Source organism: Pseudomonas azotoformans (genome assembly GCF_001579805.1).
Classification (GTDB): domain Bacteria; phylum Pseudomonadota; class Gammaproteobacteria; order Pseudomonadales; family Pseudomonadaceae; genus Aquipseudomonas; species Aquipseudomonas azotoformans_A.
In genome coordinates this window covers 1,115,371-1,140,097 of sequence record NZ_CP014546.1, presented here as the reverse complement: position 1 = coordinate 1,140,097, position 24,727 = coordinate 1,115,371, and the positions used below count along the sequence as shown (strand labels likewise).

Here is a 24,727-nt window from a genome sequence, read left to right as displayed (position 1 = left end):
AAATGGGGGCATTGGTTGAAAGCCGGCCCTCGAACTTGCCAGACTGTCGCCCTGTTTTGTTGCCCTTTGGCTGGGCCTCGAAACATATGAAGCTTGTGGCCCAAAAAAGAAAAAATTGGAGCATCACCAAATGAAGGCATTAGGTTTGAAGAACGCTGGCAAGACCCTCCTCGCCTTGTCCCTGATGGGCGCAATGGCGGGCGCGGCCCAGGCTGACGATAAAGTGCTGCACGTCTACAACTGGTCCGACTACATTGCACCGGACACCATCGCCAACTTTGAAAAAGAGTCCGGCATCAAAGTGGTGTACGACGTTTTTGACAGCAACGAGACCCTGGAAGCCAAGTTGCTGGCAGGCAAGTCCGGTTACGACATCGTCGTACCGTCGAACAACTTCCTCGCCAAGCAGATCAAGGCCGGTGTCTACCAGGAGCTGGACAAGTCCAAGCTGTCCAACTACGACAACCTGAACAAATCCCTGCTCAAAGCCGTGTCGGTCAGCGACCCGGACAACAAGCACGCCTTCCCGTACATGTGGGGCTCGATCGGTATCGGTTACAACCCGGAGAAGGTCAAGGCCGCGCTGGGCGTGGACAAGATCGATTCGTGGGACGTGCTGCTCAAGCCAGAGAACATCGCCAAGCTGAAAAGCTGCGGCGTGAGCTTCCTCGATTCGCCAACCGAAATGCTGCCGGTAGCGCTGCATTACCTGGGCCTGCCGACCGACACCCAGAAGAAGGCCGACCTGAAGCAGGCTGAAGACCTGTTCCTGAAAATCCGTCCTTCGATCGGCTACTTCCACTCGTCCAAGTACATCTCCGACCTGGCCAACGGCAACATCTGCGTGGCCGTGGGGTACTCGGGTGACATCGAACAGGCCAAGTCCCGCGCGGCTGAAGCCGGTGGCAAGGTCAAGGTGGCCTACGACATTCCGAAAGAAGGCGCTGGCAGCTTCTTCGACATGGTCGCCATCCCTAAAGATGCCGAGAACGTCGACGCCGCCTACAAGTTCATGAACTACCTGCTCAAACCGGAAGTCATGGCGGCGATCACCAACAGCGTGCACTTCCCGAACGGTAACGAGAAGGCCACCGCACTGGTCGACAAAGAAATCACCAGCGACCCGGGCATCTACCCGCCAGCGGACGTACAGGCCAAGCTCTATGCCATTGCTGACCTGCCGGCTGCCACCCAGCGTGAAATGACACGCAGCTGGACCAAGATCAAGTCCGGGAAATAACCGGTCTTTGTTAACCACCGCGCCTGGCGCGGTGGTTATCGAAACAATTAAATGACAGAAAGTTTTGCCGGATCGGTTTATCGAGGGTAAGTTGCGCGCCGGTTTTGTTGCCGGGCAACAACTTTAAGGCCCAACTATTTAAGAGGACCTCCACTTGCCAATTTCTTTATTTCGCAAAGCCATGCTGGTGGGTGCAGGTATCACGCTGACGTTGAGCGTGCAGGCCGCACCGACGGTGCATATTTATAACTGGTCGGATTACATCGGCACCGACACCCTGGCCAACTTTGAAAAGGCCAGCGGCATCAAGCCCGTGTATGACGTGTTTGATTCCAACGAAACCCTGGAAGGCAAGCTGCTGGCCGGGCGTACCGGCTACGACGTGGTGGTGCCGTCCAACCACTTCCTGGGCAAGCAGATCAAGGCCGGGGCGTTCCAGAAGCTCGACAAGTCATTGCTGACGAATTACGCCAACCTCGACCCGGCGCTGCTCAAGCGCCTGGAAAAGAATGACCCTGGCAACCAGTACGCCGTGCCGTACCTGTGGGGCACCAATGGCATCGGCTACAACGTCGATAAAGTGAAGGAAGTGCTGGGCGTCGACCATATCGACTCCTGGGCGGTGCTGTTCGAGCCGGAGAACATGAAGAAGCTGGCGACCTGCGGCGTGTCGTTCATGGACTCGGCGGACGAAATGCTGCCAGCGGTGCTCAACTACATGGGCCTGAACCCCAACAGCACGAACCCGGATGACTACAAGAAGGCCGAAGAGAAGCTGTTGAAAGTGCGGCCGTACGTGACCTACTTCCATTCTTCCAAATACATCTCGGACCTGGCCAACGGCAACATCTGCGTGGCGGCGGGTTTCTCCGGCGATGTGTTCCAGGCCAAGGCCCGTGCGGCCGAGGCTGGCAAAGGCGTGAACATCGCCTACACGATTCCCAAAGAAGGCGGCAACCTGTGGTTCGACGTGCTGGCCATCCCCAAGGATGCCACCAACGTCAAAGAGGCCCATGCCTTCATCAACTATTTGCTGCAACCTGAGGTGATCGCCCAGGTCAGTGATTACGTCGGTTATGCCAACCCTAACCCAGGGGCGGACAAACTGATGGAGCAATCGATACGCACGGACGAAGCGGTTTACCCACCGCAGGCGGTACTCGACAGGACCTTTGTCAACTTCGAGCTACCCCCGAAAGTGCAACGTTTGATGACCCGTAGCTGGACCAAGGTCAAGACGGGCAAATAAAGCTTTAAAGCTCAAACTATCCTGGGTTCGCCTGCATCGGGCGAACAGCAATTTTGTTGGGAGTTTCGTAAATGGCAGTTGCCTCCGGCGCCTATAAGAAAGCCCTCGAAGGGGACCAGACACCGAAGAAGGTGCTGGTCAAAATCGACCGGGTCACGAAGAAGTTCGACGAGACGATTGCCGTGGACGATGTGTCCCTGGAAATCAAGAAAGGCGAGATCTTCGCCTTGCTCGGCGGTTCGGGTTCGGGCAAGTCCACCTTGCTGCGCATGCTCGCAGGTTTCGAGCGCCCGACCGAGGGCCGCATCTACCTCGACGGCGAAGACATCACTGACATGCCGCCCTACGAGCGGCCGATCAACATGATGTTCCAGTCCTACGCCTTGTTCCCGCACATGACCGTGGCGCAGAATATCGCCTTCGGCTTGCAACAGGACAAGATCCCCAAGGCTGAAGTCGACGCCCGCGTGGCCGAGATGCTCAAGCTGGTGCAGATGAGCCAGTACGCCAAACGCAAACCGCACCAGTTGTCCGGTGGCCAGCGTCAGCGTGTGGCCCTGGCGCGTTCCCTGGCCAAGCGCCCGAAACTGCTGCTGCTCGATGAGCCCATGGGCGCCCTCGACAAGAAACTGCGTTCGCAGATGCAGCTGGAACTGGTGGAAATCATCGAGCGCGTCGGCGTGACCTGCGTGATGGTGACCCACGACCAGGAAGAGGCCATGACCATGGCCGAGCGCATCGCGATCATGCACCTGGGCTGGATCGCCCAGATCGGCAGCCCGATCGACATCTACGAAACGCCTACCAGCCGCCTGGTGTGCGAGTTCATCGGCAACGTCAACATCTTTGACACTCAAGTGGTGGACGACGCCGAAGGCCACGCGGTGCTCAAGTGCGCTGACCTGGACCGTGACATCTACGTGGGCTACGGCATCGCCACGTCGGTGGAAGACAAGTCGGTGACCTACGCGATCCGCCCGGAAAAACTGCTGGTCACCACCGAAATGCCGACCTGCGAACACAACTGGTCCAGCGGCAAGGTGCACGACATCGCCTACCTGGGCGGCCACTCGGTGTTCTACGTGGAGCTGCCGAGCGGCAAGCTGGTGCAGTCCTTCGTCGCCAACGCCGAGCGCCGTGGCCAGCGGCCAACCTGGGGTGACCAGGTCTACGTGTGGTGGGAAGACGACAGCGGCGTGGTACTTCGCTCATGAACATGAAGAAGCTCAAGCGCCGCCTGCAACGAATAACGCCCAGTGGTCGTCATGCGGTCATTGGCATTCCCTTCCTGTGGCTGTTCCTGTTCTTCATGCTGCCGTTCTTCATCGTCCTGAAGATCAGTTTTGCCGAAGCCGACGTTGCGATCCCGCCGTACACCGAGATCTACACCTTCGTTGAGCAGAAACTGCAGTTGGTGCTCAACCTGGGCAACTACGCGATGCTCGGCGACGACGAGTTGTACATCGCCGCGTACCTGGGCTCGCTGAAAATGGCGTTCTTCAGCACGCTGCTGTGCCTGCTGATCGGCTATCCGATGGCCTACGCCATCGCCAGCGCGCGCAAAGAGATGCAGACCGTGCTGGTGCTGCTGATCATGATGCCGACCTGGACCGCGATCCTGATCCGCGTGTATGCGTGGATGGGCATTCTCAGCAACAACGGCTTGCTCAACGGCTTCCTGATGTCCATCGGGTTGATCAACGAACCGCTGCAGATCCTCAACACCAATATTGCGGTGTATATCGGCGTGGTCTATTCGTACCTGCCGTTCATGATCCTGCCGCTGTACGCCAACCTGGTGAAACACGACCAGAGCCTGCTGGAGGCCGCATCCGACCTGGGTTCGAGCACCTTCAACAGCTTCTGGAAGATCACCGTGCCGCTGTCCAAGAACGGCATCATCGCCGGCTGCATGCTGGTGTTCATCCCTGTGGTGGGCGAGTTCGTGATCCCGGAACTGCTGGGCGGCCCGGAAACCCTGATGATCGGTAAAGTATTGTGGCAAGAATTCTTCAACAACCGTGACTGGCCGGTGGCGTCTGCCCTGGCGGTGGTGATGCTGGCGATCCTGATCGTGCCGATCATCCTGTTCAACCGCAGCCAAGCCAAAGAGATGGAGGGCAAGATATGAAGCGCTTCAGATTCTCCAGCTTTATGCTGGTGGCGGGGTTGTTGTTCATCTACCTGCCGATGCTGATCCTGGTGATCTACTCGTTCAACGAATCCAAACTGGTGACGGTATGGGGCGGTTGGTCGATCAAGTGGTACGTGGGCCTGCTGGACAACACCCAGTTGATGGGCTCGGTGGCACGCTCCCTGGAAATCGCCTGCTACACGGCGGTGGCCGCGGTGGCGCTGGGTACGCTCGCGGCCTTCGTGCTGACGCGCATCAGCCAGTTCAAGGGTCGCACGCTGTTCGGCGGCCTGGTGACTGCGCCGTTGGTGATGCCGGAAGTGATCACCGGTCTGTCGCTGTTGCTGCTGTTTGTGGCCATGGCGCAGATGATCGGCTGGCCCCAGGAGCGTGGCATCGTCACCATCTGGATCGCCCACACGACATTCTGTGCGGCGTACGTGGCGGTGGTGGTGTCGGCGCGCTTGCGTGAGCTGGACCTGTCGATCGAAGAGGCGGCAATGGATTTGGGTGCGCGGCCGTGGAAGGTGTTCTTCCTGATCACCATCCCGATGATCGCGCCATCGTTGGCGGCGGGCGGCATGATGTCGTTCGCGCTGTCGCTGGATGACCTGGTATTGGCCAGCTTCGTGTCGGGGCCGGGTTCCACCACCTTGCCGATGGAAGTGTTCTCGGCAGTGCGCCTTGGGGTTAAACCCGAGATCAACGCCGTGGCCAGCCTGATCCTGTTGGCGGTGTCGCTGGTGACCTTCCTGGTGTGGTTCTTCAGCCGTCGTGCCGAAGAAATGCGCAAGAAGGCGATCCAGCAAGCCATCGAAGAAGCGGCGGCGGATGGCTGGCAACAGCCGGACAAGCGCCGGGCGGCTGCACCGGTCTAACACCCGTCGCCGTCGAGCGGTGCGGGCTTTTGTGGCGAGGGGGCTTGCCCCTCGCCACAGTGTTCGATTCACCTTGGGGGGTTATGCCACCCAAGGGGATTTACGAATCACCTCCACAAAATTCATCGGGTTGAACCCCGGCTCCTGATCCACCAGCACATCCGTCTTCACGTTGCCAAACGTGGTCTGCGGACGATGGCGCAAGCCGTCGGCAAACGCGCAGATGATGCACTCCTTGAACCCTTCGCCGCGTGGATGCGCATGCACCACGGCTTCGCGCTGCACGGTAGAAAACGCGGCGTAGTCCATGCCCAGCACGTCCATTTCCACACCGGCCGTCACCAGCGCCACGGTCGGACGCAGATGCTGCGGCACGCCCGGTGTGGTGTGCAGGGCGATGGACAGCCACACCTGTTCAATATCGTCATCGCTCAGCCCGTAAGGCTTGAGAAAGGCCGCCGCCGCGTTGGCGCCGTCGACTTCGAAGCGCTCGTTGTCACTGCGATGGCCTTCCACCAGGCCCAGGTCATGGAACATCGCGCCGACGTAGAGCAGCTCCGGGTTGTAGGCGAGCTGCTTGCGTTCGCCGCTCAATGCGCCGAACAGGAAGACCCGGCGGGAGTGGTGGTAGAGCAGGTCGGATTCGACGTCGCGGATGTATTCGGTGGTGGCCTTGGCCAGGGCGCTGTCCGGGATCTGGATGCCGGCGATGGTGGTGCTCATGGTCGTTCTCCTCAACAAAGCGCCGGGGGCGGCGCCGATGAGTCCAGTCTGGTCGCGTGCCCGCGAAGGGGCTATGGCGGCGAGGATGCGATCCCGGCCAATGTGCCGCTACATCGTGCCAAGTGGCATGTTGGTGGGTGATTCGCTAGGGTGAGGCGGTCGTCTACCGTCGATTCATCACAAGGTTATTTCCGACCATGGGCAAAACCGTCGCCATCCTGATCTTCCCCGGCGTCCAATCACTGGACGTGACCGGCCCCATGGACGTGTTCTGCGAAGCCAATCGCTTTCTACCGTCGCAAGACCATTACCAACTGGAAGTGATCGGCTTCGGCCACGGCAGCATGGCCGCCTCCAACGGCCTCGCGTTGCAGGCCCACCGGCATTACAGCGAAGCGCTTGAGCCCTACGACCTGCTGCTGGTCGCCGGCGGCCCGCAGTTGCCCTTCGAAGACTTCGGCGTCGAGTTCGACGACTGGCTGCGCGGCGCCACTGACCGTGCGCAACGTTTCGGCTCGATCTGTAATGGCGCCTTCATGCTGGCGCGCGCGGGGCTGTTGGACGGCAAAACCGTGACCACTCACTGGAATGACGCAGCGGACCTGGCGCGCTTGTGCCCCACGGCCCAGGTCGACGCCGACCGCCTCTATGTGCAGGACGGCAATCTCTACACCTCGGCGGGGGTCACGGCGGGCATCGATCTATCGCTGTATTTGCTGGCCCAGGATCACGGCCCGGAAGTCGCGTTGAGTGTGGCCAAGCGCCTGGTGGTGTTTACCCAGCGCTCGGGCGGGCAGTCGCAGTTCAGCCCGTTCCTTACACCCCATGCCGAAACCACCTCGGCGGTGGCGCTGGTGCAGTTGTACGTGTTGGCGAACCTGACGGGGGATTTGACCATTGCTGACCTGGCCAAGGCGGCGAATATGAGCGCGCGTAATTTCTCTCGGGTGTTTGCCCGCGAGGCGCGGATCACACCAGCGGAGTTTGTCGAGCGGGCGCGCGTAGACGCGGCGCGGGTCATGCTTGAAAGCAGCCCCGCACCGCTCAAGACGGTCGCCTATCAATGCGGCTTTCGCGACGCCCAGCACATGCGCAGTGTGTTCAACCGCCGGCTGGGCGTGACGCCACAACAGTTCCGGCTTAACTTTGCGGCGCCGGTTTGAGGGTGTCGTAGGCTTCCAGCGCGCGCAGCGAGTAGATGTACGCCGCGCCCGCATTCAGCGAGATGGCGGTGGCCAGGGTTGCCGCGACTTCTTCACGGGTGGCGCCGGCCTTGATCGCCGCGTCGGCATGCACGCCGATGCAGCCATCGCAGCGGGTGGTGATGGCCACGGCGATAGAGATCAGTTCACGGGTCTTGGCGTCGAGCACGTTGTTTTCTTCGGCGGCTTCGCCCAGCGCCATGTAGGCTTTGACCATCTTCGGGTTGCTCTTGCCCAGCGCGCCAAAGGCTTTCTTCACGGTAGGCAGCAAGTCGGACCAGTTATTGAACATTGCGGTAACTCCTGAACAGGTGTGGTGGGTGTGAAGCCAGTCTCTTCCGTTCGGAGGTAGCATTATTGTTCAATCCGCTCATCTTTTTGACCGATGCTCGCAAATGAATTCGATCGACACACTCATCGCGCTGGCCAACCTGCGCGGCAGTCTGGATCTACGCTGTCAATTCCAGGGGGACTGGGCCCTGGACCACGCGCCGGAGAGCCTCGGCGTGGCGCCTTACCACATCGTGCTCAATGGCAACTGCCGCGCCGAGTTGTCGGGCGGGCAGCAGGTGACGCTGGAGGAGGGCGATATTCTGCTGATGCCCGGCGGCGCTACCCATTTATTACGCAGCCAGGGCGCGCGCATCCGGCCGATGCAGCCCACGGTGATCGAGGGTGGCCTGCTCCCGGTGCATCGCCTGGGCGGCGACCGGCCGGAGCTCGACATGCTTTGCGGCAGCTTCCACTACAACCGCCAGTCATTGCTGCTCGGCGCGTTGCCGGAGTACCTGGTGGTGTCCAGCCGCGAGTGGCAAGGCGACGGCCAACTGGCGGCGTTGATTGCGCTGCTGCGCAGTGAAGCGGACAGCCAGCAACTGGGCGCGCGCTCCTTCATCGATGCGTTGTCGTCGGCGCTGTTCACCCTGATCCTGCGCACCTGGCTGGCGCGCCAGGCGCCCGTGGCCGGCACCTTCGCGCTGCTTGCCGACAAGCGCCTGAGCAAGGCCTGGCAGGCGATGCTGGCCGATCCGGGGCATGAGTGGACCATCGACAGCCTGGCGTCGGCTGCGACGATGTCACGCGCCACCTTCATGCGTGCGTTCGTGAAAGTCGCGGGCGTGTCGCCGTGGGTGCTGCTGACCCAGTTGCGCATGGAACTGGCCTTCAACCTGTTGCGCCAGTCGCACCTGAGCCTGCTGGATATCGCCGCCCAGGTGGGTTACCAGTCCCAGGCGGCATTCAGCAAGAAATTCAAGGAAACCTATGGCGAGGCGCCGGGGCGCCTGCGGTCATCGGGCGGGTAGCAGCTTGAGGGTGCCACGGGTGTTGGCGGTGACTTCCTCGTCGGTGAAGTGCGCCTGTTCGTAGCCGCCTTCGATGTAGGTTTCCGCCTGGTCGCCGTAGTGCCGGTCAAACGGCACCCCGCTTTGGCCGACCGGGTTGATGGTCAACGCGTGGGCCGCGTCGGCGAAATCGATCAGACGGCGGGTCGAAGGCCCATAGGTAACGGGCCAGGGTGCCGGGCCGATGTTGGCTGACTGGTTGTTCGGCACTTCGTGGGTGCCCGGCGCCGGGAACGGGCCGACATTGACGACCAGGTCCAACGGTTTCTGCGAGCCCAGCGGGTGGCCGTGGGTCAGGGTATGGGCTTTGCCCCATTGCCATTGGCTTGGGTCATCGCCGAAGGTGGACTTGAGGTGCGCAAGGCTGTTGTCCCAGGCGAGCTTGACGGTGTCGGCGCGCTTGCCGTCCCACCACGGCGAATCCGGCGCGGCGGCCAGGCGTGGCAGGGCGGCGTCGATCACGCGGGTGCCGAGCAGGGTCTTGAACATGCCGTCGCCGAGTTTCGGGTGGAAAGCGGCGTCGGCCAGGTTGAACAGGAACTGGTTGAACAGCGTGGCGCTGGTGGAGTCCAGCGGGTAGTCACCCTTCCAGCTTGCAAGCTGCTCCACCAGTTTCAACTGCGCCGGATCCTTGACCACCTCACGCAGCACCGGCAACAGCGGCGCCAGCAGGCGCGGGCCGAAGGCGGTGGTGGTGCCGAGCTGTAAGGCCTGGCTGTTGTTCACATCCCACTTCACGCTCTTGTCGCTCAACTGCGCGTTCAACTGTTGGCCGCGATCGGCCAGGTTGTAGTAACCGGGAATCTCCATGCCGGTCGGCGAGACCGGCTGGGCATTGGCTGACACCACGTAGCCGCGCGCCGGGTTTTCTTCCTGGGGGTTGGCGCTGAAGGGATAGAAGCCCAGCTTGTCGGCCTGGGCGGTGCTGCCGTCAAGGATAAACCCGGCGTTGACCCCGGCCGGCCGGATCGGCAACTGCGCGGCCGCCCACCAGCCGATATCGCCCTTGGCATTCGCCCATACAATGTTTAGTCCCGGCGCCGACACCTTGGCCGCCGCCGCACGGGCCTTCACCAGCGTGTCGGCGCGGTTGAGCTGGTAGAAGCCCTCAAGGATCGGGTTCTGGGTATCGAGGAATGCCCACCACATGGCAATCGGCGTCTTGCCGGCGTTTTCGCCCAGCACGTCATTGATGATCGGGCCGTGGGGCGATTGGCGCAGGGTCAACGTCACCGGCGCCTGGCCCTTCACCGCGATCTGTTGCTCGGTGCTGCTCATGTCGACCCACTGGTCGTGGTACCAGACCTGGTTGGGGTTGTCCGGGTTGACCTTCTCGGCGATGAGGTCGAGGTCATCGTTCTGGAACATGGTCAGGCTCCAGCCGAAATCCAGGTTGTGCCCCAGGAACGCCACCGGCACCAGTGCATTGTGATAGCCATACAGCTCGAAACCCGGCGCCGACAACTGCGCCTCGTACCATACCGACGGCACCGAGAAACGGATGTGCGGGTCACCGGCGAGCAAAGGCTTGCCGCTCTTGGTGCGGTTGCCGCTGATGGCCCAGGCGTTGCTGCCTTCGAACTGCGGCAGGCCGTTGTCGGCCAGGGCCTGTTCGCTCAGGGAGGCGAGGGCGCCGAGGGTCTGCCAATCGCTGGCGGCGAGGTTGAGGGCGCCTTTGGGTTGCCAGTCCAGGTCAAAGACTTTCAGGTAGTCGCTGCCCAGTTGGTCGCGGATGTACGTCAGCACAGGCTCGGTACGAAACGCGGCGGCAAAGCTGTAGGCCATGTACCCGGCGACGCTGATGGTGTCCTCGGCGGTAAACGGCCGCTTGGGGATGCCCAGCACGTCGAACTCCATCGGGCTGGCGTGGCTGTCCTGATACTGGTTGATTCCGTCCAGGTAGGCTTGCAGCGCCTTCCAGTGCGCCGACTCGTGGTCGAGTTGCGCCACATAGGTGGCCGCACGGTCGCGAATGCGCAGGCTGCGGAACAGCTTGTCGGTCTCCAGCACCTTGGGCCCCAGCACCTCGGCCAGTTCGCCTCGGGCCAGGCGCCGCATGATCTCCATCTGAAACAGGCGGTCCTGGGCGTGCACGTAGCCCAGGGCGCGATACAAGTCGGTTTCGTTCTCGGCTTGGATGTGTGGCACGCCACGGTCGTCGTAACGCACGGTGACCGAGCCTTGCAGGTTGGCCAGTGTGACCGTGCCCTGGCGGGTGGGCTGCTTGCTGTAAACGTACCAACCGGCGCCGAGGGCGACCAGTACGACAAGAACCGCGAGAACCCGCAAGACGCGCTTCATGAACATTCCTTACCAAGAGTGGGGTGGCGAGCTACGAGCCTTTTGGCCACGAACAATAGCAGCCCACCGCCAGGGTGTGCGTGGCATTTACCTCGCGTCCTGTTTCAAGGGCCTTCAAGATCGGCTCAATAAAACTGTTGCTGGAATTGCACGTGAGGCCTTCGCTGTAGGGCCCGAAGTACGCGAGCTTGCCGCTGCGATCCCAGATACCCACGGCCGGGCTGGCCGGCACCTGCTCGGCGCCGGGCAGGGCGGTGAGGGTTTTCATGCTGCGCAGGTTGTCGGGCAGTTGGCCGTGGCTGCCGGGCTGTTGCAGCGCGTAGAACTCGACGCCTTGGGGCGCGTACTGCTCGATCAACTCGCCCAGGTGCTGCTGGTTGCCGACGTTGCACGGGCAGGCCGGGTCCCAGAAGTGCACCAGGCGGATCGGGCCGGGCCCGGCGAGGTCGGCAGGCAGCTTCAACGGGTCGCCGGAAAACACCGCCGTGTGCTCGCTGAAGGCGCGCAGGTAGCGGCCCTGGAACCAGTCATACGCCGCCCACAGCACGCCAGCGCAGATCACCAGGATCAGGCTCGCGAACAAGGCGGTGCGGTAGGGCTGTCGCATTCAGATGTATCCTCGAAGGTCGCGTAGCTTGCCATGCTTGTCCTGACAGATGAATATCGCAGCTCGATATTCATCTTTGCCGCAAGTCTGGAAGCCTTTATGCCCGTTACCTTTGACCCTGATCATCTGCGCGAAAGCTTGCGGCCCCTGGTGGATGCGCAACCGCTTTCAGCCGAGGCGCGGGTCTACCAGCGTTTTTACGGGCTGGACCAGGCCGTGAGCCGCCTGGGGCGTTTCGAGGTGGAGGGGTTTGAGGTGGTGGCCCAGGTGTGGTGGCCGCAATCGCCGGTGGCGACGATGTTCATGTTCCATGGTTTCTACGACCACATGGGGCTGTACCGTCATGTGGTGAAGTGGGCGCTGGAGCAGGGTTTCGTGGTGATCGCCTGCGATCTGCCGGGGCATGGCCTGTCCAGCGGCGCGCGTGCCAGCATCGATGATTTTGCGGTGTATCAGCAGGTGGTAAAGGCGCTGTTTGCCCAGGCGCAAGCACTGCAACTGCCGCAACCCTGGCACCTGTTCGGGCAAAGTACCGGTGGTGCGGTGGTGGTGGATCACCTACTCAACCATGGCGCCGACAGCCCGGCCCAGGGCAAGACTTTTCTGCTGTCACCGCTGGTGCGGCCACGTGCCTGGGGGTGGTCGCAGGTCAGCTATTACCTGCTGCGTCCGTTCGTCAAAGGCATTGCGCGGCGATTCAGCGAGAACACCCACGACCCGGCATTCAAGCCGTTCCTGGAAGCCGATCCGCTGCAACCGCGCCAACTGCCGACTGCCTGGGTCGGCGCTTTGGCGCGCTGGATCAAACGCATCGAAGCCGCACCGCGCAGCACCCGGCGGCCGGTGATCGTTCAAGGCGAGGAAGACATGACGGTGGACTGGCAGCACAACCTGCAGGTGTTACGCGGCAAGTTCGACCAGCCCGAGGTGTTGATGCTGCCGCGTGGCAGGCATCACCTGGCCAATGAGATTCCGGAGATTCGCGAGGTGTATTTCAAGTACCTCACCGACCGTGTGTGATGGCGATCAGGGCGCCAGGCTTGAGGTGCTCTGGCCGACTGCCAGTCCGGCGCGAATGGCAGCGAGAGCCGCCTGGTAATACGCCTTACCCTCCGGTGACTCGGCAAACGTCGCGAATTCTTCCAGCTCCGGGTCGGACAAATCCCGATAGACGTACAGCAGCGTGTTGTTCAGATCCTTGTCGATCTGCTGCATCAACCGCTCACGCTGGCCGTTCAACATGCCTTGTGCTTGCCCACCGCCCAGCAGGCCGGGAATCATCTGGCTCAAGCTATCGGCCGCGACTCCGGCAATCGCCAGGCTGACTTCCGCACCGGCTTCTCGGGCGGGCAGGGCCTGGGCCAGGTGGCCGATGATCAGGCTGCGAGTCGCGTCGGCTTGGATTTTCGGCAGGCCCTGGGCGTTTTTCGCCAGTTGATCACGGCGCGTGGCGAGCAACTCGGCGGCGACAATCTTTCGGCCCAGGGGCGATTGGAAAAACGCCAGGGCAGGTTTGGGATCCGCCAGATTCTTGCGCAATTGCGCTTCGGCACGCTGGTCCACAGCCTGGGCGGCGAAGCGTTTATTGCTGTTGTCCACCAGCGCCTGGTACACCGCCGGTGGCAAGCTGTTGCGGTAACGCTGCTGGGCGGCACTGAGGGCATCATTGAAATGCGCACGTTGTTCGGCCCAGCCGGCGACCTTGTACAACTGGTCATGGCCGTCTGCCCAGGCGGGCAAAACGCAGAACATCAGCAAGGAAAAAAACAAACGACGCATATGGACTCCTGTCAGTCGGCCACTATTGTCCGTGTCGGGCGTAGGATTTGTCGAGAAGTCCTATCAGTCACCTGACTAAAGTGCAGTCAGACGCTCGGCGGCTCTGTCGGATTCACAGGCGTATGGATACTATGCGCGCCATGCAAATACCCCTCGATCACCCCTTGCTGCAACGTATTGTCGACGACCTGGCCGAAAAGGGCTGGTCCCGGCAGGACGGCTTCCTGCCCCAGGCTCTGACCCTGGAACTGGCGGCTGAGTGCCGTAAACGTGCGGCCGAGGGTGAACTGGCCCCGGCGGCGGTGGGGCGCGGCCCGGCCCAGGAAATTCGCGAAGGCATTCGCGGTGACCATATCCAGTGGCTGGAAGACGGTGACGCGGCGGTCTGCGACACCTACATGGCGCTGATGGACAGCCTGCGTTTGGCGATGAACCGTGGCCTGTTCCTCGGCCTGGAAGATTTCGAAAGCCATTTCGCGATGTACCCACCGGGAGCGTTCTACCTCAAGCACCTGGACCGTTTCCGCGACGATGACCGGCGCATGGTCTCGGCGGTGATCTACTTGAACGACGCCTGGCTGCCCGAACACGGCGGCCAATTGCGCATGTACCTCAAGGACGACGTCGAATACGATGTGGTGCCCACCGGCGGTTGCCTGGTGGTGTTCCTGTCGGGCGAAGTGCCCCACGAAGTCATGCCCGCCACGCGCGAACGCCTGTCCCTCACCGGCTGGTTTCGTCGGCGGGGCAACGAGCCGTTCTGAACATGGAAAAAATACTGATCAGCCGCTGCCTGCTGGGGCACAAGGTGCGCTATGACGGTGGCGCCAGCGGGCCGTTTGACCAACTGGCGGTGTGGCAGGCCGAGGGGCGTGTGGTTGCCATCTGCCCGGAGGTGTCGGGTGGTTTGCCGACGCCACGTCCACCCGCCGAGATTCCCGGCGGGCAAGGCGTGGATGTCTGGGAGGGGCGTGCCCAGGTGCTGACGGCTGAGGGCGAAGATTTCAGTGAGGCCTTCCTCGACGGTGCGCGCCAGGCCTTGGAGCTGGTGCAGCGCCACCACATCCGCATCGCCGTGCTCAAGGCCAATAGCCCGTCGTGCGGCAACCTGCTGACCTACGACGGCACCTTCACCGGTGTAAAGGTCAGCGGCGAAGGCGTGACAGCTGCGCTGCTCAAACGCCACGGCGTGCTGGTGTTCAGTGAACTGGAATTGGTGCAGGCAGCCCAGGCATTGAACACTGGCGATTATTGAGTTTGGGCGGCCGGACGATTGGAGTAATCGACAAGCCACTTCTGCAACAATTTCCTGAATCGATCGTCGGATTTGAATCGTTGCAGTGCGTTGTTCAGGCTTGACTTGAATGCCGGGTTGCCCTTCTGGAACGGCATCGCGTAGAGGGTCGACGGGCCTGTCATGCGCCCCCGGGATTCGCCGTAAGGCTCACTGAAATCGAACCGATCCTGCAATTCGGGAGTCACAGCAATATAGTTCATCGCCACGTCGTACTTGCCGCTCTCCACTCCCGGCAGCAGGTCAGCCGCATCGGTGATGATGAACGACGGGCGCACGTCCATCTCCTTGGCCAGTTGCTCGCCGAGTTCCACTTCCAAGCCGGTGAGTTTGTCACCTTCCTTGAAGCTGAATGGCGGGTTTTCGGCCACGACTGCAATGCGCAGTTCGCCCCGGTCAAATACATCATCGAGCAGTTCGGCATGCGCCAATGGGCTCAGAAGGGACAGCAAAAGTAACAGGCCAGGCGAAAAGCGCATGGTCACTCCTAGAGATTTTTAATGTGCGAGGCGCCGTTCAGCATCGCTTTGCTATGGTGTTGAGTGCCTTGGACAGCAATTTGTCGCGAAGTTGTCATAACCCTACAGATTTCACAGAAAAACTGGAGAAGCGAATGAAAGCCCTTTTGTCCCGTGCAACCCTTGCCAGCCTGTTGCTGGGTGCCTCGATGTTGGCGAATGCTGCTGATGTCCCTCGTACGCCTGCTCCCAAAGGCGCCGAGGTGTTTATCGTCTCGCCCAAAGACGGCGCAACCGTCGACAAAACCTTCACCGTCAAATTCGGCGTCAAGGGCCTGGACCTGGAACCGATCGACAAGCAAGTACCGGGCGCCGGTCATCATCACCTGCTGGTCGACCAGGACGTGACGTCGCTCAAGGCCGACGAAGCCATTCCAGCCACGGCCACGTCGATTCACTTCGGCAAGGCGCAAACCGAGACCGAGCTGACCCTCGCACCTGGCAAGCACACCTTGCAGCTGGTGGCTGGCGATAACGTGCACCGCCAGTTCGAGCCCACTGTAGCCTCGAAAGTGATCACGGTTAACGTTAAGTAAGATTTGTTCAGATGCAAAAAAGGGAGCCCCGAGGGGCTCCCTTTTTCATGCTGCGGCGAAACCTTAGAACAACACGCGGCTACGAATCGTGCCGTTGATGTGCTGCAGCTTCTCTTGCGCCAGGTCCGAGTACTCGGCGTCGACGTCGATCACCACGTAGCCAACCTTCTCGTTGGTCTGCAGGAACTGACCGGAGATGTTGATGCCGTTTTCCGCGAAGACCTTGTTGATCTCCATCATCACGCCAGGGATGTTCTGGTGGATGTGCAGCAGACGGTGCTTGCCAGGGTGAGCCGGCAGGGCCACTTCCGGGAAGTTCACCGACGACACCGACGTACCGTTGTCGCTGTACTTGACCAGCTTCTCCGACACTTCCAGGCCGATGTTGGCTTGGGCTTCGGCAGTGGAACCGCCGATGTGCGGGGTCAGGATCACGTTGTCCAGGCCACGCAGCGGGCTTTCGAAGATGTCGTCGTTGGAGCGCGGCTCCACCGGGAACACGTCGATGGCGGCGCCGATCAGGTGCTTGTCCTTGATCGCGTCGGCCAGGGCGTCCAACTCGACCACGGTGCCACGGGCTGCGTTGATCAGGATGCCGCCTTTCTTGATGGCGCGGATTTCCTTCTCGCCGATCATCCACTGGGTCTCAGCGGTTTCCGGGACGTGCAGGGTCACGATGTCGGACATGCCCAACAGCTCGGTCAGGCTGGCCACTTGCGTGGCGTTGCCCAGTGGCAGCTTGGTCAGGGTGTCGTAGAAGAACACCTGCATGCCGAGGCCTTCAGCCAGGACCGACAGTTGCGTACCGATCGAACCGTAGCCAACGATACCCAGCTTCTTGCCGCGGATTTCGAAGGAGTTGGCTGCGCTCTTGATCCAGCCGCCACGGTGGCAGGACGCGTTCTTCTCAGGAATGCCGCGCAACAACAGGATGGCCTCGGCCAGCACCAGCTCCGCGACGGAACGGGTGTTGGAGTACGGTGCGTTGAACACCGCGATGCCGCGCTCGCGCGCTGCGTTGAGGTCGACCTGGTTGGTGCCGATGCAGAAACAGCCGACCGCCACGAGTTTCTTGGCGTGATCGAAGATCTCTTCGGTCAGCTGAGTGCGGGAGCGAATGCCGATGAAGTGCGCGTCGGCGATCTTTTCCTTGAGTTGGGCTTCCGGCAGAGAACTGGTGATGTACTCAATGCTGGTGTACCCGGCGGCTTTCAGAACGTCGACAGCCGATGGGTGGACGCCTTCCAGAAGAAGGAACTTGATCTTGCTCTTATCGAGAGAAGTCTTGCTCATCTGCGTAAACCTGTATCCCGGAGAAAAATGGCAGGGAATCGAGCAGCACAAGCTGACCCGGACGGCAGGAAAGCCGTCACCGCAGAAACGCCCTTGGGCTCTGTCCTGCGGGGGCGGTATGCTAGCATACGCGCCCCGCAAACACTCATTCCTGCGACGTGAAGCGTTCTCAGGATGACCATGAATTGTTCGAGAGTTCTGTCGATGACCCATCCTGCCCTGATTGATGAGCTAAAGACCCTGGTTGAGCCCGGCAAAGTGCTGACCGATGCAGACTCCCTGGAGGCTTACGGCAAGGATTGGACCAAGCACTTCGCACCCGCGCCGACCGCCATTGTCTTCCCCAAGACCACTGAGCAGGTCCAGGCCATTGTGCGTTGGGCCAATACCCACAAGGTGGCGCTGGTGCCATCGGGCGGGCGTACCGGCTTGTCCGCCGCTGCCGTGGCGGCGAATGGCGAAGTGGTCGTGTCGTTCGACTATATGAACCAGATCCTCGACGTGAACCTCACCGACCGCACCGCTGTGTGCCAGCCGGGCGTGGTCACCAAGCAATTGCAGAACGTCGCTGAAGAAAAGGGCCTGTACTACCCGGTGGACTTCGCATCGTCCGGTTCCAGCCAGATTGGCGGCAATATCGGCACCAATGCCGGCGGGATCAAGGTGATTCGCTACGGCATGACTCGCAACTGGGTGGCCGGCATGAAGGTCGTCACCGGCAAGGGTGACGTACTGGAACTGAACCGCGACCTGATCAAGAACGCCACCGGCTACGACATGCGCCAGCTGTTCATCGGCGCTGAAGGCACCCTCGGCTTTGTGGTCGAAGCCACCATGCGTCTGGACCGTGCGCCGAAAAACCTCACCGCCATGGTACTCGGTACGACCGACTTCGATTCGATCATGCCGGTCTTGCACGCGTTCCAGAGCAAGCTGGACCTGACTGCCTTCGAATTTTTCTCCGACAAGGCCTTGGCCAAGGTCATGGGCCGTGGCGACGTGCCGGCGCCGTTCGAAACCGAGTGCCCGTTCTACGCGCTGCTGGAATTCGAAGCCACCACCGAAGAAGTCGCCAACCATGCGCTGGAAACCTTCGAGCATTGCGTGGAGCAGGGCTGGGTGCTGGACGGCGTGATGAGCCAGAGCGAAACCCAACTGCACAACCTGTGGAAACTGCGCGAGTACATCTCCGAGACCATTTCCCACTGGACCCCGTACAAGAACGATATCTCGGTGACTGTCTCCAAAGTGCCGGCGTTCTTGAAGGAAATCGACGCGATCGTCGGCGAACACTACCCCGACTTCGAAATCGTCTGGTTCGGTCACATCGGCGACGGCAACCTGCACCTGAACATCCTCAAGCCGGAAAACCTGAGCAAGGACGAGTTCTTCGCCAAGTGCGCCACCGTGAACAAGTGGGTGTTTGAAACCGTCGAGAAGTACAACGGTTCGATCTCCGCCGAACACGGCGTGGGCATGACCAAGCGTGACTATCTGACTTACAGCCGCTCGCCGGTTGAAATCGAATACATGAAGGCCGTTAAAGCCGTGTTCGACCCGAACGGGATCATGAACCCTGGCAAGATCTTCGCTGTTTAATCGCCCTGAAGGAGTCGTTCCATGAGCTACCAGCACAAGTATGTCGACGGCACCAACATCCACTTTCCGGTCGGTAAAGTGGTGTGTATCGGGCGTAACTACGCCGAACACGCCAAGGAACTGGACAACCCGGTGCCGACCGAGCCGCTGCTGTTCATCAAGCCGGGCAGTTGCGTGGTGCCGCTGGAAGGCGGTTTCAGCATCCCGACCGAGCGCGGTTCGGTGCACTACGAGGCGGAAATCGCGGTATTGATCGGCAAACCCTTGTCGACCAAGCCCAGCCGTGAAGAAGTGCTCGACGCCATTTCCGGCTTCGCCCCGGCCCTGGACCTGACCCTGCGCGACAAACAGGCCGAGCTGAAAGCCAAGGGCCTGCCGTGGGAAATCGCCAAGTCTTTCGACGGTGCGGCGGTGATCGCGCCGTTCGTGGTGGGCAGCACCTTCCCGGACGTGACCGACATCGGCATCCGCCTGAGCATTAATGGCGAAGTGCGCCAGGATGGCAACAGCGCGCAGATGCTCAACCCGATCATCCCGATGATCCAGCACATGGCCGGCTGCTTCTCGCTGCAAGCGGGCGATGTGATCCTCACCGGCACCCCGGCTGGCGTGGGCCCGCTGAATGTGGGCGATGAGCTGGTGTTGGAGCTGTCGGGTGTGAACCGCTTCGAAAGCAGCGTTCGCTAAAGCCCTGCCCCTGCAAAGGCCGGTGACCCGGCTTTTGCATTTTTTTCACACGCCATCCGGATAATCCCCAGCCTCTTGCGCGCGGGCCTGTCATTCCTGTGCTATCACCTAACGCTGACTTTCCGGAAAAAGCGCCCAATGGCCGTGTCCTTGCCCTCCGCTACACCCAAGCCGCGTTCTCGCTTTGCCTTACGCTGGTATTCCTGGCTGTTGCTGGTGGGAGTGATCTCCTACGGCGTTGCCTGGGCCATGCACTGGGATGATCGCGGTGTGCTGTGGGTGCTGGAGCGTTTTGAAACACCGGCCGAACGCCAGGAAAGCGTCTGGCTGCCGGACTACCAGGCTGTGATCGACGGTAAGCCTTTACCGGGTATGGAGAAGGACGAAGCGTCCGACGTCTCCTACAACCCTCAGACTAAAACCCTGTTTTCCGTGATGGGCAAGAACCCCTTCCTCGCTGAGTTGAGCCTGCAAGGCGACGTGCTGCGCAAGATGCCGCTCAACGGCTGGGATAACCCGGAAGGTGTGACGGTGATGGAAAACGGCTTGATCGCCGTGGTCGATGAGCGCCAGCACACACTGACCATCGTCAAGGTCGATGCCACCACCGTGGCGTTGAACAAGGCCGATTTCCCGAGTTATGACCTGGGCCCGTCCAAGGACCAGAACAAAGCCTTTGAAGCCATCACCTGGGACAAGCGCAACCAGCAACTGGTGCTGGGCGAGGAGCGCCCGCCGGCGCTGTTCACCTGGAAAAGCGACGGCGGTCCGACCCTGTCTGGCGATAAGCAAAAACTGGCCAGCAAGGAATTGGACATGCGTAACCTCTCGGCCCTGGCCGTCGACCCGCGTACCGGGCATTTGCTGGTGCTGTCGGCCGACTCCCACCTGCTGCTAGAGCTGGACGAGAAGGGCGAGCAAGTCAGCTTCATGACCCTGCTCGGCGGTTTCAATGGCCTCAAGCACACCATTCCTCGGGCGGAAGGCGTGACCATGGACGAGAACGGCACGCTGTACATCGTCAGTGAACCCAACCTGTTCTATCGTTTCGAAAAACAGAAATAGCGGACAATTTACGTCGGATATTTCTCTATCAGCGGCATTCGCCAGACACCGGGGCGCGTTTAAGTTTAAATTCAGACAGGCGTGATATTCATTCGCCACTTTTGAATTTGAGCCCCCCTGATGCGACGACTAGCCCGCCCCAAACCTATGCTCTTTATGCTTGCGCTGATCGTCCTGATCGGCGCCGGGGTCGTTGCGCAGCACTTTCGGCTGTTCGAGCGCGCCTGGTTCAACTGGCAAGTGTGGCGTCAGCCGGCGGACGAACGCTCCATCGGTCTGGCGGATTATCAGGTCGCCGTGGAAGCCCGGGTCATCGAGGGGCTCAATGACGATGTGTCGGCCCTCACCTACGACCCCATCCGTAAAAGCCTGTTTACCGTCACCAATCAAAACGCCGAACTGATCGAGCTGTCTCTGGAGGGCAAGATCCTGCGGCGCATTCCTTTGGTCGGGTTTGGCGACGCCGAGGCTGTGGAGTACATCAGCGAGAACATCTACGTCATCAGCGATGAGCGTCAGCAGCGCTTGATCAAGGTGCATGTGGACGACGACACCCAATTCCTCGACGCCGCGGATGCGGAGCAGATGACCTTGGGCCTGCATGTTGGCGGCAACAAGGGCTTTGAGGGCCTGGCCTATGACTCGGTGGGCAAGCGCCTGTTCGTGGCCAAGGAGCGCGACCCGATGCTGATCTACGAGATCCATGGCTTTCCCCACTTCAAACCGGAAAAAACCTACTCGGTACACGTGGTCAACAACCCCAAGCGTGATGCCGGGTTGTTTGTGCGTGACCTGTCGAGCCTGCAATACGACGAGCGCAGCGGCCATCTGCTGGCGCTGTCGGATGAGTCGTTCCTGGTGCTGGAACTGGATATCGACGGTCGCCCGCTGAGCAGTCTGTCACTGCTGAACGGGCGCCATGGCCTGAAAAAGCGGGTGCCTCAGGCGGAAGGGATCGCGATGGACGATGACGGTAACCTCTACCTCACCAGCGAGCCGAACCTGTTTTACGTGTTCAAGAAGCCTTGAGGGTTTTCACGCCTTCGGCGGTGCCCAGCAACAGCACATCCGCTGGGCGCGCGGCGAACAGGCCGTTGGTGACCACGCCGACGATCGCGTTGATCTGAGTTTCCAGCTCCACCGGATTAGTGATCTGCATGTTGAACACGTCGAGGATGATGTTGCCGTTGTCGGTCAACACACCTTCGCGGTACACCGGGTCGCCGCCCAGTTTCACCAGCTCGCGGGCCACGTGGCTGCGGGCCATCGGGATCACTTCCACCGGCAGCGGGAACGCGCCGAGTACCGGCACCAGCTTGCTGGCGTCGGCGATGCAGATAAAGGTCTTGGCCACGGCCGCGACGATTTTCTCGCGGGTCAGGGCTGCGCCGCCGCCTTTGATCAGGTTCAGGTGTTCGTCGCTTTCATCGGCGCCGTCGACGTAGAACTCCAGGTCGCTCACGGTGTTGAGCTCGTACACCGGGATGCCATGGCCTTTCAGGCGCGCGGCGGTGGCTTCGGAGCTGGCCACGGCGCCGTCGAACGCGCCTTTGTGCTGGGCCAGTGCGTCGATGAAGCAGTTGGCAGTGGAGCCGGTGCCGACACCGACGATGCTCTTGTCGTCGAGTTTAGGAAGGATTAAATCGACAGCGGCCTGGGCCACTGCCTGTTTGAGTTGATCCTGGGTCATGCGGGCTCCGGAACGGGCGGGGAGTTAACGAGGGGCGCGAGTATAACCCAACAAAACCTCTGGATTCGTGTGGTCGCCCGGCCAAAAGCCGGGTTAGACTCCTTGGCCCTGCCAAACCGTGAAAGTAGATGCCCGCCAATGCTTGAACAGTACGTCAAAAAGATCCTCACCTCGCGCGTTTACGACGTTGCCGTAGAAACCCCGTTACAGACCGCCCGCCAGCTCTCCGAGCGGCTGGGCAACCAGGTCTGGCTCAAGCGTGAAGACTTGCAGCCGGTGTTCTCGTTCAAGATTCGCGGCGCGTACAACAAGCTGACCCAGCTGACGGCTGAGGAGCGCGCACGCGGCGTGGTCACGGCGTCTGCGGGCAACCATGCCCAGGGCCTGGCCCTGGCGGCCAAGGTGCTGGGTGTCAAGGCCACCATCGTGATGCCCAAGACCACTCCCGAGATCAAGGTCGAAGGTGTGCGCTCCCGTGGCGGCAAAGTGGTGCTGCATGGTGATTCCTTCCCGGAAGCCCTGGCCTACTCGCTGAAACTGGTCGACGAAAAAGGCTACGTCTACATTCACCCCTACGATGATCCGCACACCATTGCCGGGCAGGGCACCGTGGCGATGGAGATCCTGCGCCAGCATCCGGGGCCGCTGGACGCGATTTTCGTTCCGGTGGGCGGCGGCGGGCTGATTGCCGGGATTGCGGCGTACGTGAAGTACCTGCGCCCGGACATCAAGATCATCGGCGTCGAGCCGGACGACTCCAATTGCCTGCAAGCCGCCCTGGCGGCAGGCGAGCGCGTGGTGTTGCCGACTGTCGGTATCTTTGCCGATGGCGTGGCGGTGGCGCAGATCGGCCAGCACACGTTTGATATCTGCAAAGACTATGTCGACGAAGTGATCACCGTGAGCACCGATGAAATCTGTGCGGCGATCAAGGACATCTACGACGACACCCGTTCCATCACCGAGCCGGCAGGGGCATTGGGTGTGGCGGGTATCAAGAAGTACGTCGAGACCCGTGGCGTCACCGGACAGACCCTGGTGGCCATCGACTCTGGCGCCAACGTCAACTTCGACCGCCTGCGCCATGTGGCCGAGCGCGCCGAGTTGGGTGAGGGCCGCGAAGCCATCATCGCCGTGACCATCCCCGAGAAACCTGGCAGCTTCAAAGCGTTCTGCGAGGCCGTGGGCAAGCGCCAGATCACCGAATTCAACTACCGCTTCCACTCCGGCAGCGAGGCGCACATCTTTGTCGGCGTGCAGACCCACCCGGAAAACGACCCGCGCAGCGCGCTGATCGCCAGTCTCACCAGCCAGGGTTTCCCGGTGCTGGACCTGACCGAGAACGAACTGGCCAAGCTGCACATCCGCCATATGGTCGGTGGCCATGCGGCCCACGTCAGCAATGAAGTGGTGTTTCGCTTCGAATTCCCGGAGCGTCCGGGGGCCTTGTTCAACTTTCTTAACAAATTGGGCGGGCGCTGGAACATCTCGATGTTCCACTATCGCAACCACGGCGCAGCCGATGGCCGTGTGGTCGCCGGCCTGCAAGTGCCGGCGGACGAGCGTCACCTGGTACCGGCGGCCCTGGAAGCCATTGGCTACCCGTATTGGGATGAAAGCGATAACCCGGCCTACAAACTGTTCCTCGGTTGAGCGACTACGCTGATGGGGGCGGCCTTTAAGGAAGACGAGACATGGAAACCCTGATCACCCTGAAAGTTATCCACATCGCGGCCACGGTATTGCTGCTGCTTAGCGGCCTGGGCCTGGCGATACTGGCTTGGCGCAAACGCAGCGCGGGCCCGGCGGTGACCGTGCAGCGCCCGTGGGCGTTCGTCTGGTTGTTGATGGGCGTGTGTGTGGTGAGCATGCCGTTTACCGGCTGGTGGCTGGTGCACCTGATCGGCTGGCCGCTGGGGCAGACCTGGATCCTGGGCTCCAGCCTCCTCTACACCGTGGCGGCGCTGGCCTGGTTCTGGCTGGTGGCGCGCCTCAATCGGCTGCGCAAGGGCGAGGGCGGTAGCCTGAACTTCACGCTGGTGCTGGCGGTGGTCAGCCTGGTGGGGTTCGTCGCAATTGCCGGGTTGATGGGTGCCAAGCCCGTCTAGATGAGCGCTTACCTGCTGCTGAAAACCCTGCATATCCTGTCGTCGACCGTCCTGTTCGGGTTGGGCGCGGGTTCGGCTTACTATGCGCTGCGCGCCTGGCGCACGGGCAATGTGGAAGTGATCGCCGCGACCTTCAAGCACCTGGTGTTCGCCGACTGGGCGTTTACCGCGACCACGGCGGTGTTGCAGCCGTTGAGCGGGATTGGCTTGATGCACCTGGCAGGGTGGTCGTTGCAGCAGAGTTGGTTGCAGTGGACGTTCGGCTTGTATGTGTTGGCGGGGATCTGCTGGCTGCCGGTGGTGTGGTTGCAGATTCGTGTGCGCAGGATGGCAGAGCAGGCGCTGCGGGACGGCACGGCGATGCCGATCAAGGCCGCGACCTATATGCGCTGGTGGTTTGGCCTGGGGTGGCCGGCGTTTTTGGCGTTTGTGGTGATTTTTTATCTGATGGTGGCCAAGCCGATGTAGGGCTTGACCACCA

Annotated in this window: 26 protein-coding genes; 18 read left to right on the top strand and 8 right to left on the bottom strand. The window is 61.2% G+C overall.

What is annotated here, in order from left to right; all coding sequences use genetic code 11:
• Positions 1-145 precede the first annotated feature (145 nt).
• The 5 genes from AYR47_RS05415 to AYR47_RS05395 all read left to right on the top strand — a co-directional run bounded on the left by AYR47_RS05415 (position 146) and on the right by AYR47_RS05395 (position 5,501).
• On the top strand, positions 146-1,240 hold the full coding sequence (locus AYR47_RS05415; RefSeq protein ID WP_033897598.1) for a polyamine ABC transporter substrate-binding protein: 1,095 nt from the start codon (positions 146-148) through the stop codon (positions 1,238-1,240).
• A 154-nt stretch (positions 1,241-1,394) separates the two neighbouring features.
• Entirely contained in the window at positions 1,395-2,489 is a 1,095-nt protein-coding gene (locus AYR47_RS05410) for a polyamine ABC transporter substrate-binding protein (RefSeq protein ID WP_010207338.1), read from the top strand.
• Between the two features lie 71 nt (positions 2,490-2,560).
• Positions 2,561-3,703, top strand: a complete 1,143-nt coding sequence (locus AYR47_RS05405) for an ABC transporter ATP-binding protein (RefSeq protein WP_033897564.1) — start codon at positions 2,561-2,563, stop codon at positions 3,701-3,703.
• A complete protein-coding gene (locus AYR47_RS05400) occupies positions 3,700-4,620 on the top strand; it encodes an ABC transporter permease subunit (RefSeq protein WP_016979002.1) in 921 nt (306 codons plus the stop codon). The genes AYR47_RS05405 and AYR47_RS05400 overlap by 4 nt, the downstream gene beginning before the upstream one ends.
• Positions 4,617-5,501 carry an ABC transporter permease subunit gene (locus AYR47_RS05395; RefSeq protein WP_033897565.1) on the top strand — a complete coding sequence of 295 codons (885 nt, stop codon included), beginning with the start codon at positions 4,617-4,619 and terminating at the stop codon, positions 5,499-5,501. Before AYR47_RS05400 ends, AYR47_RS05395 begins: the two co-directional genes overlap by 4 nt.
• Positions 5,502-5,582: 81 nt before the next feature.
• Here AYR47_RS05395 and AYR47_RS05390 read toward each other — a convergent pair whose 3' ends face one another.
• Positions 5,583-6,224, bottom strand: coding sequence for an HD domain-containing protein (locus AYR47_RS05390; RefSeq protein WP_061434537.1), 642 nt, complete (start codon positions 6,222-6,224; stop codon positions 5,583-5,585).
• Between the two features lie 197 nt (positions 6,225-6,421).
• On the opposite strand from AYR47_RS05390, the gene AYR47_RS05385 reads away from it, so the two are divergent.
• A complete protein-coding gene (locus tag AYR47_RS05385) occupies positions 6,422-7,387 on the top strand; it encodes a GlxA family transcriptional regulator (RefSeq protein WP_033897567.1) in 966 nt (321 codons plus the stop codon).
• On the opposite strand, the gene AYR47_RS05380 is transcribed toward AYR47_RS05385, so the two are convergent.
• Positions 7,365-7,718: a carboxymuconolactone decarboxylase family protein gene (locus AYR47_RS05380; RefSeq protein ID WP_016973032.1), complete on the bottom strand. Its 354-nt coding sequence runs from the start codon at positions 7,716-7,718 to the stop codon at positions 7,365-7,367. The two genes, AYR47_RS05385 and AYR47_RS05380, sit on opposite strands and share 23 nt — an antisense overlap.
• A gap of 103 nt (positions 7,719-7,821) precedes the next feature.
• Here AYR47_RS05380 and AYR47_RS05375 point away from each other — a divergent pair, with 103 nt between their 5' ends.
• Complete coding sequence (locus AYR47_RS05375) at positions 7,822-8,730, top strand: AraC family transcriptional regulator (RefSeq protein ID WP_061434535.1); 909 nt, start codon at positions 7,822-7,824, stop codon at positions 8,728-8,730.
• Here AYR47_RS05375 and AYR47_RS05370 read toward each other — a convergent pair.
• Together AYR47_RS05370 and AYR47_RS05365 are read right to left on the bottom strand one after the other, a co-directional pair.
• Positions 8,716-11,070: a penicillin acylase family protein gene (locus tag AYR47_RS05370; protein ID WP_061434533.1), complete on the bottom strand. Its 2,355-nt coding sequence runs from the start codon at positions 11,068-11,070 to the stop codon at positions 8,716-8,718. The genes AYR47_RS05375 and AYR47_RS05370 overlap by 15 nt on opposite strands.
• 31 nt (positions 11,071-11,101) lie before the next feature.
• Positions 11,102-11,677, bottom strand: coding sequence for a DUF6436 domain-containing protein (locus AYR47_RS05365; protein ID WP_033897570.1), 576 nt, complete (start codon positions 11,675-11,677; stop codon positions 11,102-11,104).
• Between the two features lie 99 nt (positions 11,678-11,776).
• Here AYR47_RS05365 and AYR47_RS05360 point away from each other — a divergent pair, with 99 nt between their 5' ends.
• Positions 11,777-12,697, top strand: coding sequence for an alpha/beta hydrolase (locus AYR47_RS05360; RefSeq protein WP_061434531.1), 921 nt, complete (start codon positions 11,777-11,779; stop codon positions 12,695-12,697).
• Between the two features lie 6 nt (positions 12,698-12,703).
• On the opposite strand, the gene AYR47_RS05355 is transcribed toward AYR47_RS05360, so the two are convergent.
• Complete coding sequence (locus AYR47_RS05355; protein WP_033897572.1) at positions 12,704-13,456, bottom strand: DUF2059 domain-containing protein; 753 nt, start codon at positions 13,454-13,456, stop codon at positions 12,704-12,706.
• Between the two features lie 131 nt (positions 13,457-13,587).
• On the opposite strand from AYR47_RS05355, the gene AYR47_RS05350 reads away from it, so the two are divergent.
• Complete coding sequence (locus AYR47_RS05350) at positions 13,588-14,220, top strand: 2OG-Fe(II) oxygenase (RefSeq protein ID WP_033897573.1); 633 nt, start codon at positions 13,588-13,590, stop codon at positions 14,218-14,220.
• A 2-nt stretch (positions 14,221-14,222) separates the two neighbouring features.
• The gene (locus AYR47_RS05345; protein WP_061434530.1) at positions 14,223-14,711 is read left to right on the top strand and encodes a DUF523 domain-containing protein; all 489 of its coding nucleotides are present in this window, start codon (positions 14,223-14,225) and stop codon (positions 14,709-14,711) included.
• Here AYR47_RS05345 and AYR47_RS05340 read toward each other — a convergent pair.
• Complete coding sequence (locus AYR47_RS05340; RefSeq protein WP_033897575.1) at positions 14,705-15,229, bottom strand: transporter substrate-binding domain-containing protein; 525 nt, start codon at positions 15,227-15,229, stop codon at positions 14,705-14,707. The two genes, AYR47_RS05345 and AYR47_RS05340, sit on opposite strands and share 7 nt — an antisense overlap.
• A gap of 134 nt (positions 15,230-15,363) precedes the next feature.
• Between AYR47_RS05340 and AYR47_RS05335 the strand changes: the two genes are divergently transcribed.
• On the top strand, positions 15,364-15,804 hold the full coding sequence (locus AYR47_RS05335; RefSeq protein WP_033897576.1) for a DUF4399 domain-containing protein: 441 nt from the start codon (positions 15,364-15,366) through the stop codon (positions 15,802-15,804).
• 63 nt (positions 15,805-15,867) lie between these two features.
• Here the strand turns inward: AYR47_RS05335 and serA are convergent, their stop codons facing one another.
• Entirely contained in the window at positions 15,868-17,097 is a 1,230-nt protein-coding gene (serA, locus tag AYR47_RS05330) for a phosphoglycerate dehydrogenase (RefSeq protein ID WP_003195214.1), read from the bottom strand.
• 204 nt (positions 17,098-17,301) lie between these two features.
• Between serA and AYR47_RS05325 the strand changes: the two genes are divergently transcribed.
• The 4 genes from AYR47_RS05325 (at position 17,302) to AYR47_RS05310 (ending at position 21,477) form a co-directional block, all read left to right on the top strand.
• Positions 17,302-18,696, top strand: a complete 1,395-nt coding sequence (locus AYR47_RS05325) for an FAD-binding oxidoreductase (RefSeq protein WP_016979015.1) — start codon at positions 17,302-17,304, stop codon at positions 18,694-18,696.
• Positions 18,697-18,717: 21 nt separating this feature from the next.
• Positions 18,718-19,383 carry a fumarylacetoacetate hydrolase family protein gene (locus AYR47_RS05320; RefSeq protein ID WP_061434528.1) on the top strand — a complete coding sequence of 222 codons (666 nt, stop codon included), beginning with the start codon at positions 18,718-18,720 and terminating at the stop codon, positions 19,381-19,383.
• 138 nt (positions 19,384-19,521) lie between these two features.
• A complete protein-coding gene (locus AYR47_RS05315; RefSeq protein WP_033897578.1) occupies positions 19,522-20,448 on the top strand; it encodes an SdiA-regulated domain-containing protein in 927 nt (308 codons plus the stop codon).
• 120 nt (positions 20,449-20,568) lie between these two features.
• A complete protein-coding gene (locus AYR47_RS05310; RefSeq protein ID WP_033897579.1) occupies positions 20,569-21,477 on the top strand; it encodes an SdiA-regulated domain-containing protein in 909 nt (302 codons plus the stop codon).
• Here the strand turns inward: AYR47_RS05310 and rpiA are convergent.
• On the bottom strand, positions 21,464-22,138 hold the full coding sequence (gene rpiA, locus AYR47_RS05305; RefSeq protein ID WP_033897580.1) for a ribose-5-phosphate isomerase RpiA: 675 nt from the start codon (positions 22,136-22,138) through the stop codon (positions 21,464-21,466). The two genes, AYR47_RS05310 and rpiA, sit on opposite strands and share 14 nt — an antisense overlap.
• Positions 22,139-22,276: 138 nt before the next feature.
• Here rpiA and ilvA point away from each other — a divergent pair, with 138 nt between their 5' ends.
• The 3 genes from ilvA to AYR47_RS05290 are packed head-to-tail and all read left to right on the top strand — an operon-like array spanning position 22,277 to position 24,714.
• Complete coding sequence (gene ilvA, locus AYR47_RS05300; RefSeq protein WP_033897581.1) at positions 22,277-23,791, top strand: threonine ammonia-lyase, biosynthetic; 1,515 nt, start codon at positions 22,277-22,279, stop codon at positions 23,789-23,791.
• A 41-nt stretch (positions 23,792-23,832) separates the two neighbouring features.
• A complete protein-coding gene (locus AYR47_RS05295) occupies positions 23,833-24,246 on the top strand; it encodes a DUF2269 family protein (RefSeq protein WP_016979021.1) in 414 nt (137 codons plus the stop codon).
• Positions 24,247-24,714 carry a DUF2269 family protein gene (locus AYR47_RS05290; protein ID WP_033897582.1) on the top strand — a complete coding sequence of 156 codons (468 nt, stop codon included), beginning with the start codon at positions 24,247-24,249 and terminating at the stop codon, positions 24,712-24,714.
• Positions 24,715-24,727: the final 13 nt, after the last annotated feature.

Coding starts and splice junctions, on each gene's coding strand:
- AYR47_RS05405 (WP_033897564.1), top strand. CDS start 2,561: ATGGCAGTTGCCTCCGGCGCCTATAAGAAAGCCCTCGAAGGGGACCAG.
- AYR47_RS05400 (WP_016979002.1), top strand. CDS start 3,700: ATGAACATGAAGAAGCTCAAGCGCCGCCTGCAACGAATAACGCCCAGT.
- AYR47_RS05395 (WP_033897565.1), top strand. CDS start 4,617: ATGAAGCGCTTCAGATTCTCCAGCTTTATGCTGGTGGCGGGGTTGTTG.
- AYR47_RS05390 (WP_061434537.1), bottom strand. CDS start 6,224: ATGAGCACCACCATCGCCGGCATCCAGATCCCGGACAGCGCCCTGGCC.
- AYR47_RS05385 (WP_033897567.1), top strand. CDS start 6,422: ATGGGCAAAACCGTCGCCATCCTGATCTTCCCCGGCGTCCAATCACTG.
- AYR47_RS05380 (WP_016973032.1), bottom strand. CDS start 7,718: ATGTTCAATAACTGGTCCGACTTGCTGCCTACCGTGAAGAAAGCCTTT.
- AYR47_RS05375 (WP_061434535.1), top strand. CDS start 7,822: ATGAATTCGATCGACACACTCATCGCGCTGGCCAACCTGCGCGGCAGT.
- AYR47_RS05370 (WP_061434533.1), bottom strand. CDS start 11,070: ATGAAGCGCGTCTTGCGGGTTCTCGCGGTTCTTGTCGTACTGGTCGCC.
- AYR47_RS05365 (WP_033897570.1), bottom strand. CDS start 11,677: ATGCGACAGCCCTACCGCACCGCCTTGTTCGCGAGCCTGATCCTGGTG.
- AYR47_RS05360 (WP_061434531.1), top strand. CDS start 11,777: ATGCCCGTTACCTTTGACCCTGATCATCTGCGCGAAAGCTTGCGGCCC.
- AYR47_RS05355 (WP_033897572.1), bottom strand. CDS start 13,456: ATGCGTCGTTTGTTTTTTTCCTTGCTGATGTTCTGCGTTTTGCCCGCC.
- AYR47_RS05350 (WP_033897573.1), top strand. CDS start 13,588: ATGCGCGCCATGCAAATACCCCTCGATCACCCCTTGCTGCAACGTATT.
- AYR47_RS05345 (WP_061434530.1), top strand. CDS start 14,223: ATGGAAAAAATACTGATCAGCCGCTGCCTGCTGGGGCACAAGGTGCGC.
- AYR47_RS05340 (WP_033897575.1), bottom strand. CDS start 15,229: ATGCGCTTTTCGCCTGGCCTGTTACTTTTGCTGTCCCTTCTGAGCCCA.
- AYR47_RS05335 (WP_033897576.1), top strand. CDS start 15,364: ATGAAAGCCCTTTTGTCCCGTGCAACCCTTGCCAGCCTGTTGCTGGGT.
- serA (WP_003195214.1), bottom strand. CDS start 17,097: ATGAGCAAGACTTCTCTCGATAAGAGCAAGATCAAGTTCCTTCTTCTG.
- AYR47_RS05325 (WP_016979015.1), top strand. CDS start 17,302: ATGACCCATCCTGCCCTGATTGATGAGCTAAAGACCCTGGTTGAGCCC.
- AYR47_RS05320 (WP_061434528.1), top strand. CDS start 18,718: ATGAGCTACCAGCACAAGTATGTCGACGGCACCAACATCCACTTTCCG.
- AYR47_RS05315 (WP_033897578.1), top strand. CDS start 19,522: ATGGCCGTGTCCTTGCCCTCCGCTACACCCAAGCCGCGTTCTCGCTTT.
- AYR47_RS05310 (WP_033897579.1), top strand. CDS start 20,569: ATGCGACGACTAGCCCGCCCCAAACCTATGCTCTTTATGCTTGCGCTG.
- rpiA (WP_033897580.1), bottom strand. CDS start 22,138: ATGACCCAGGATCAACTCAAACAGGCAGTGGCCCAGGCCGCTGTCGAT.
- ilvA (WP_033897581.1), top strand. CDS start 22,277: ATGCTTGAACAGTACGTCAAAAAGATCCTCACCTCGCGCGTTTACGAC.
- AYR47_RS05295 (WP_016979021.1), top strand. CDS start 23,833: ATGGAAACCCTGATCACCCTGAAAGTTATCCACATCGCGGCCACGGTA.
- AYR47_RS05290 (WP_033897582.1), top strand. CDS start 24,247: ATGAGCGCTTACCTGCTGCTGAAAACCCTGCATATCCTGTCGTCGACC.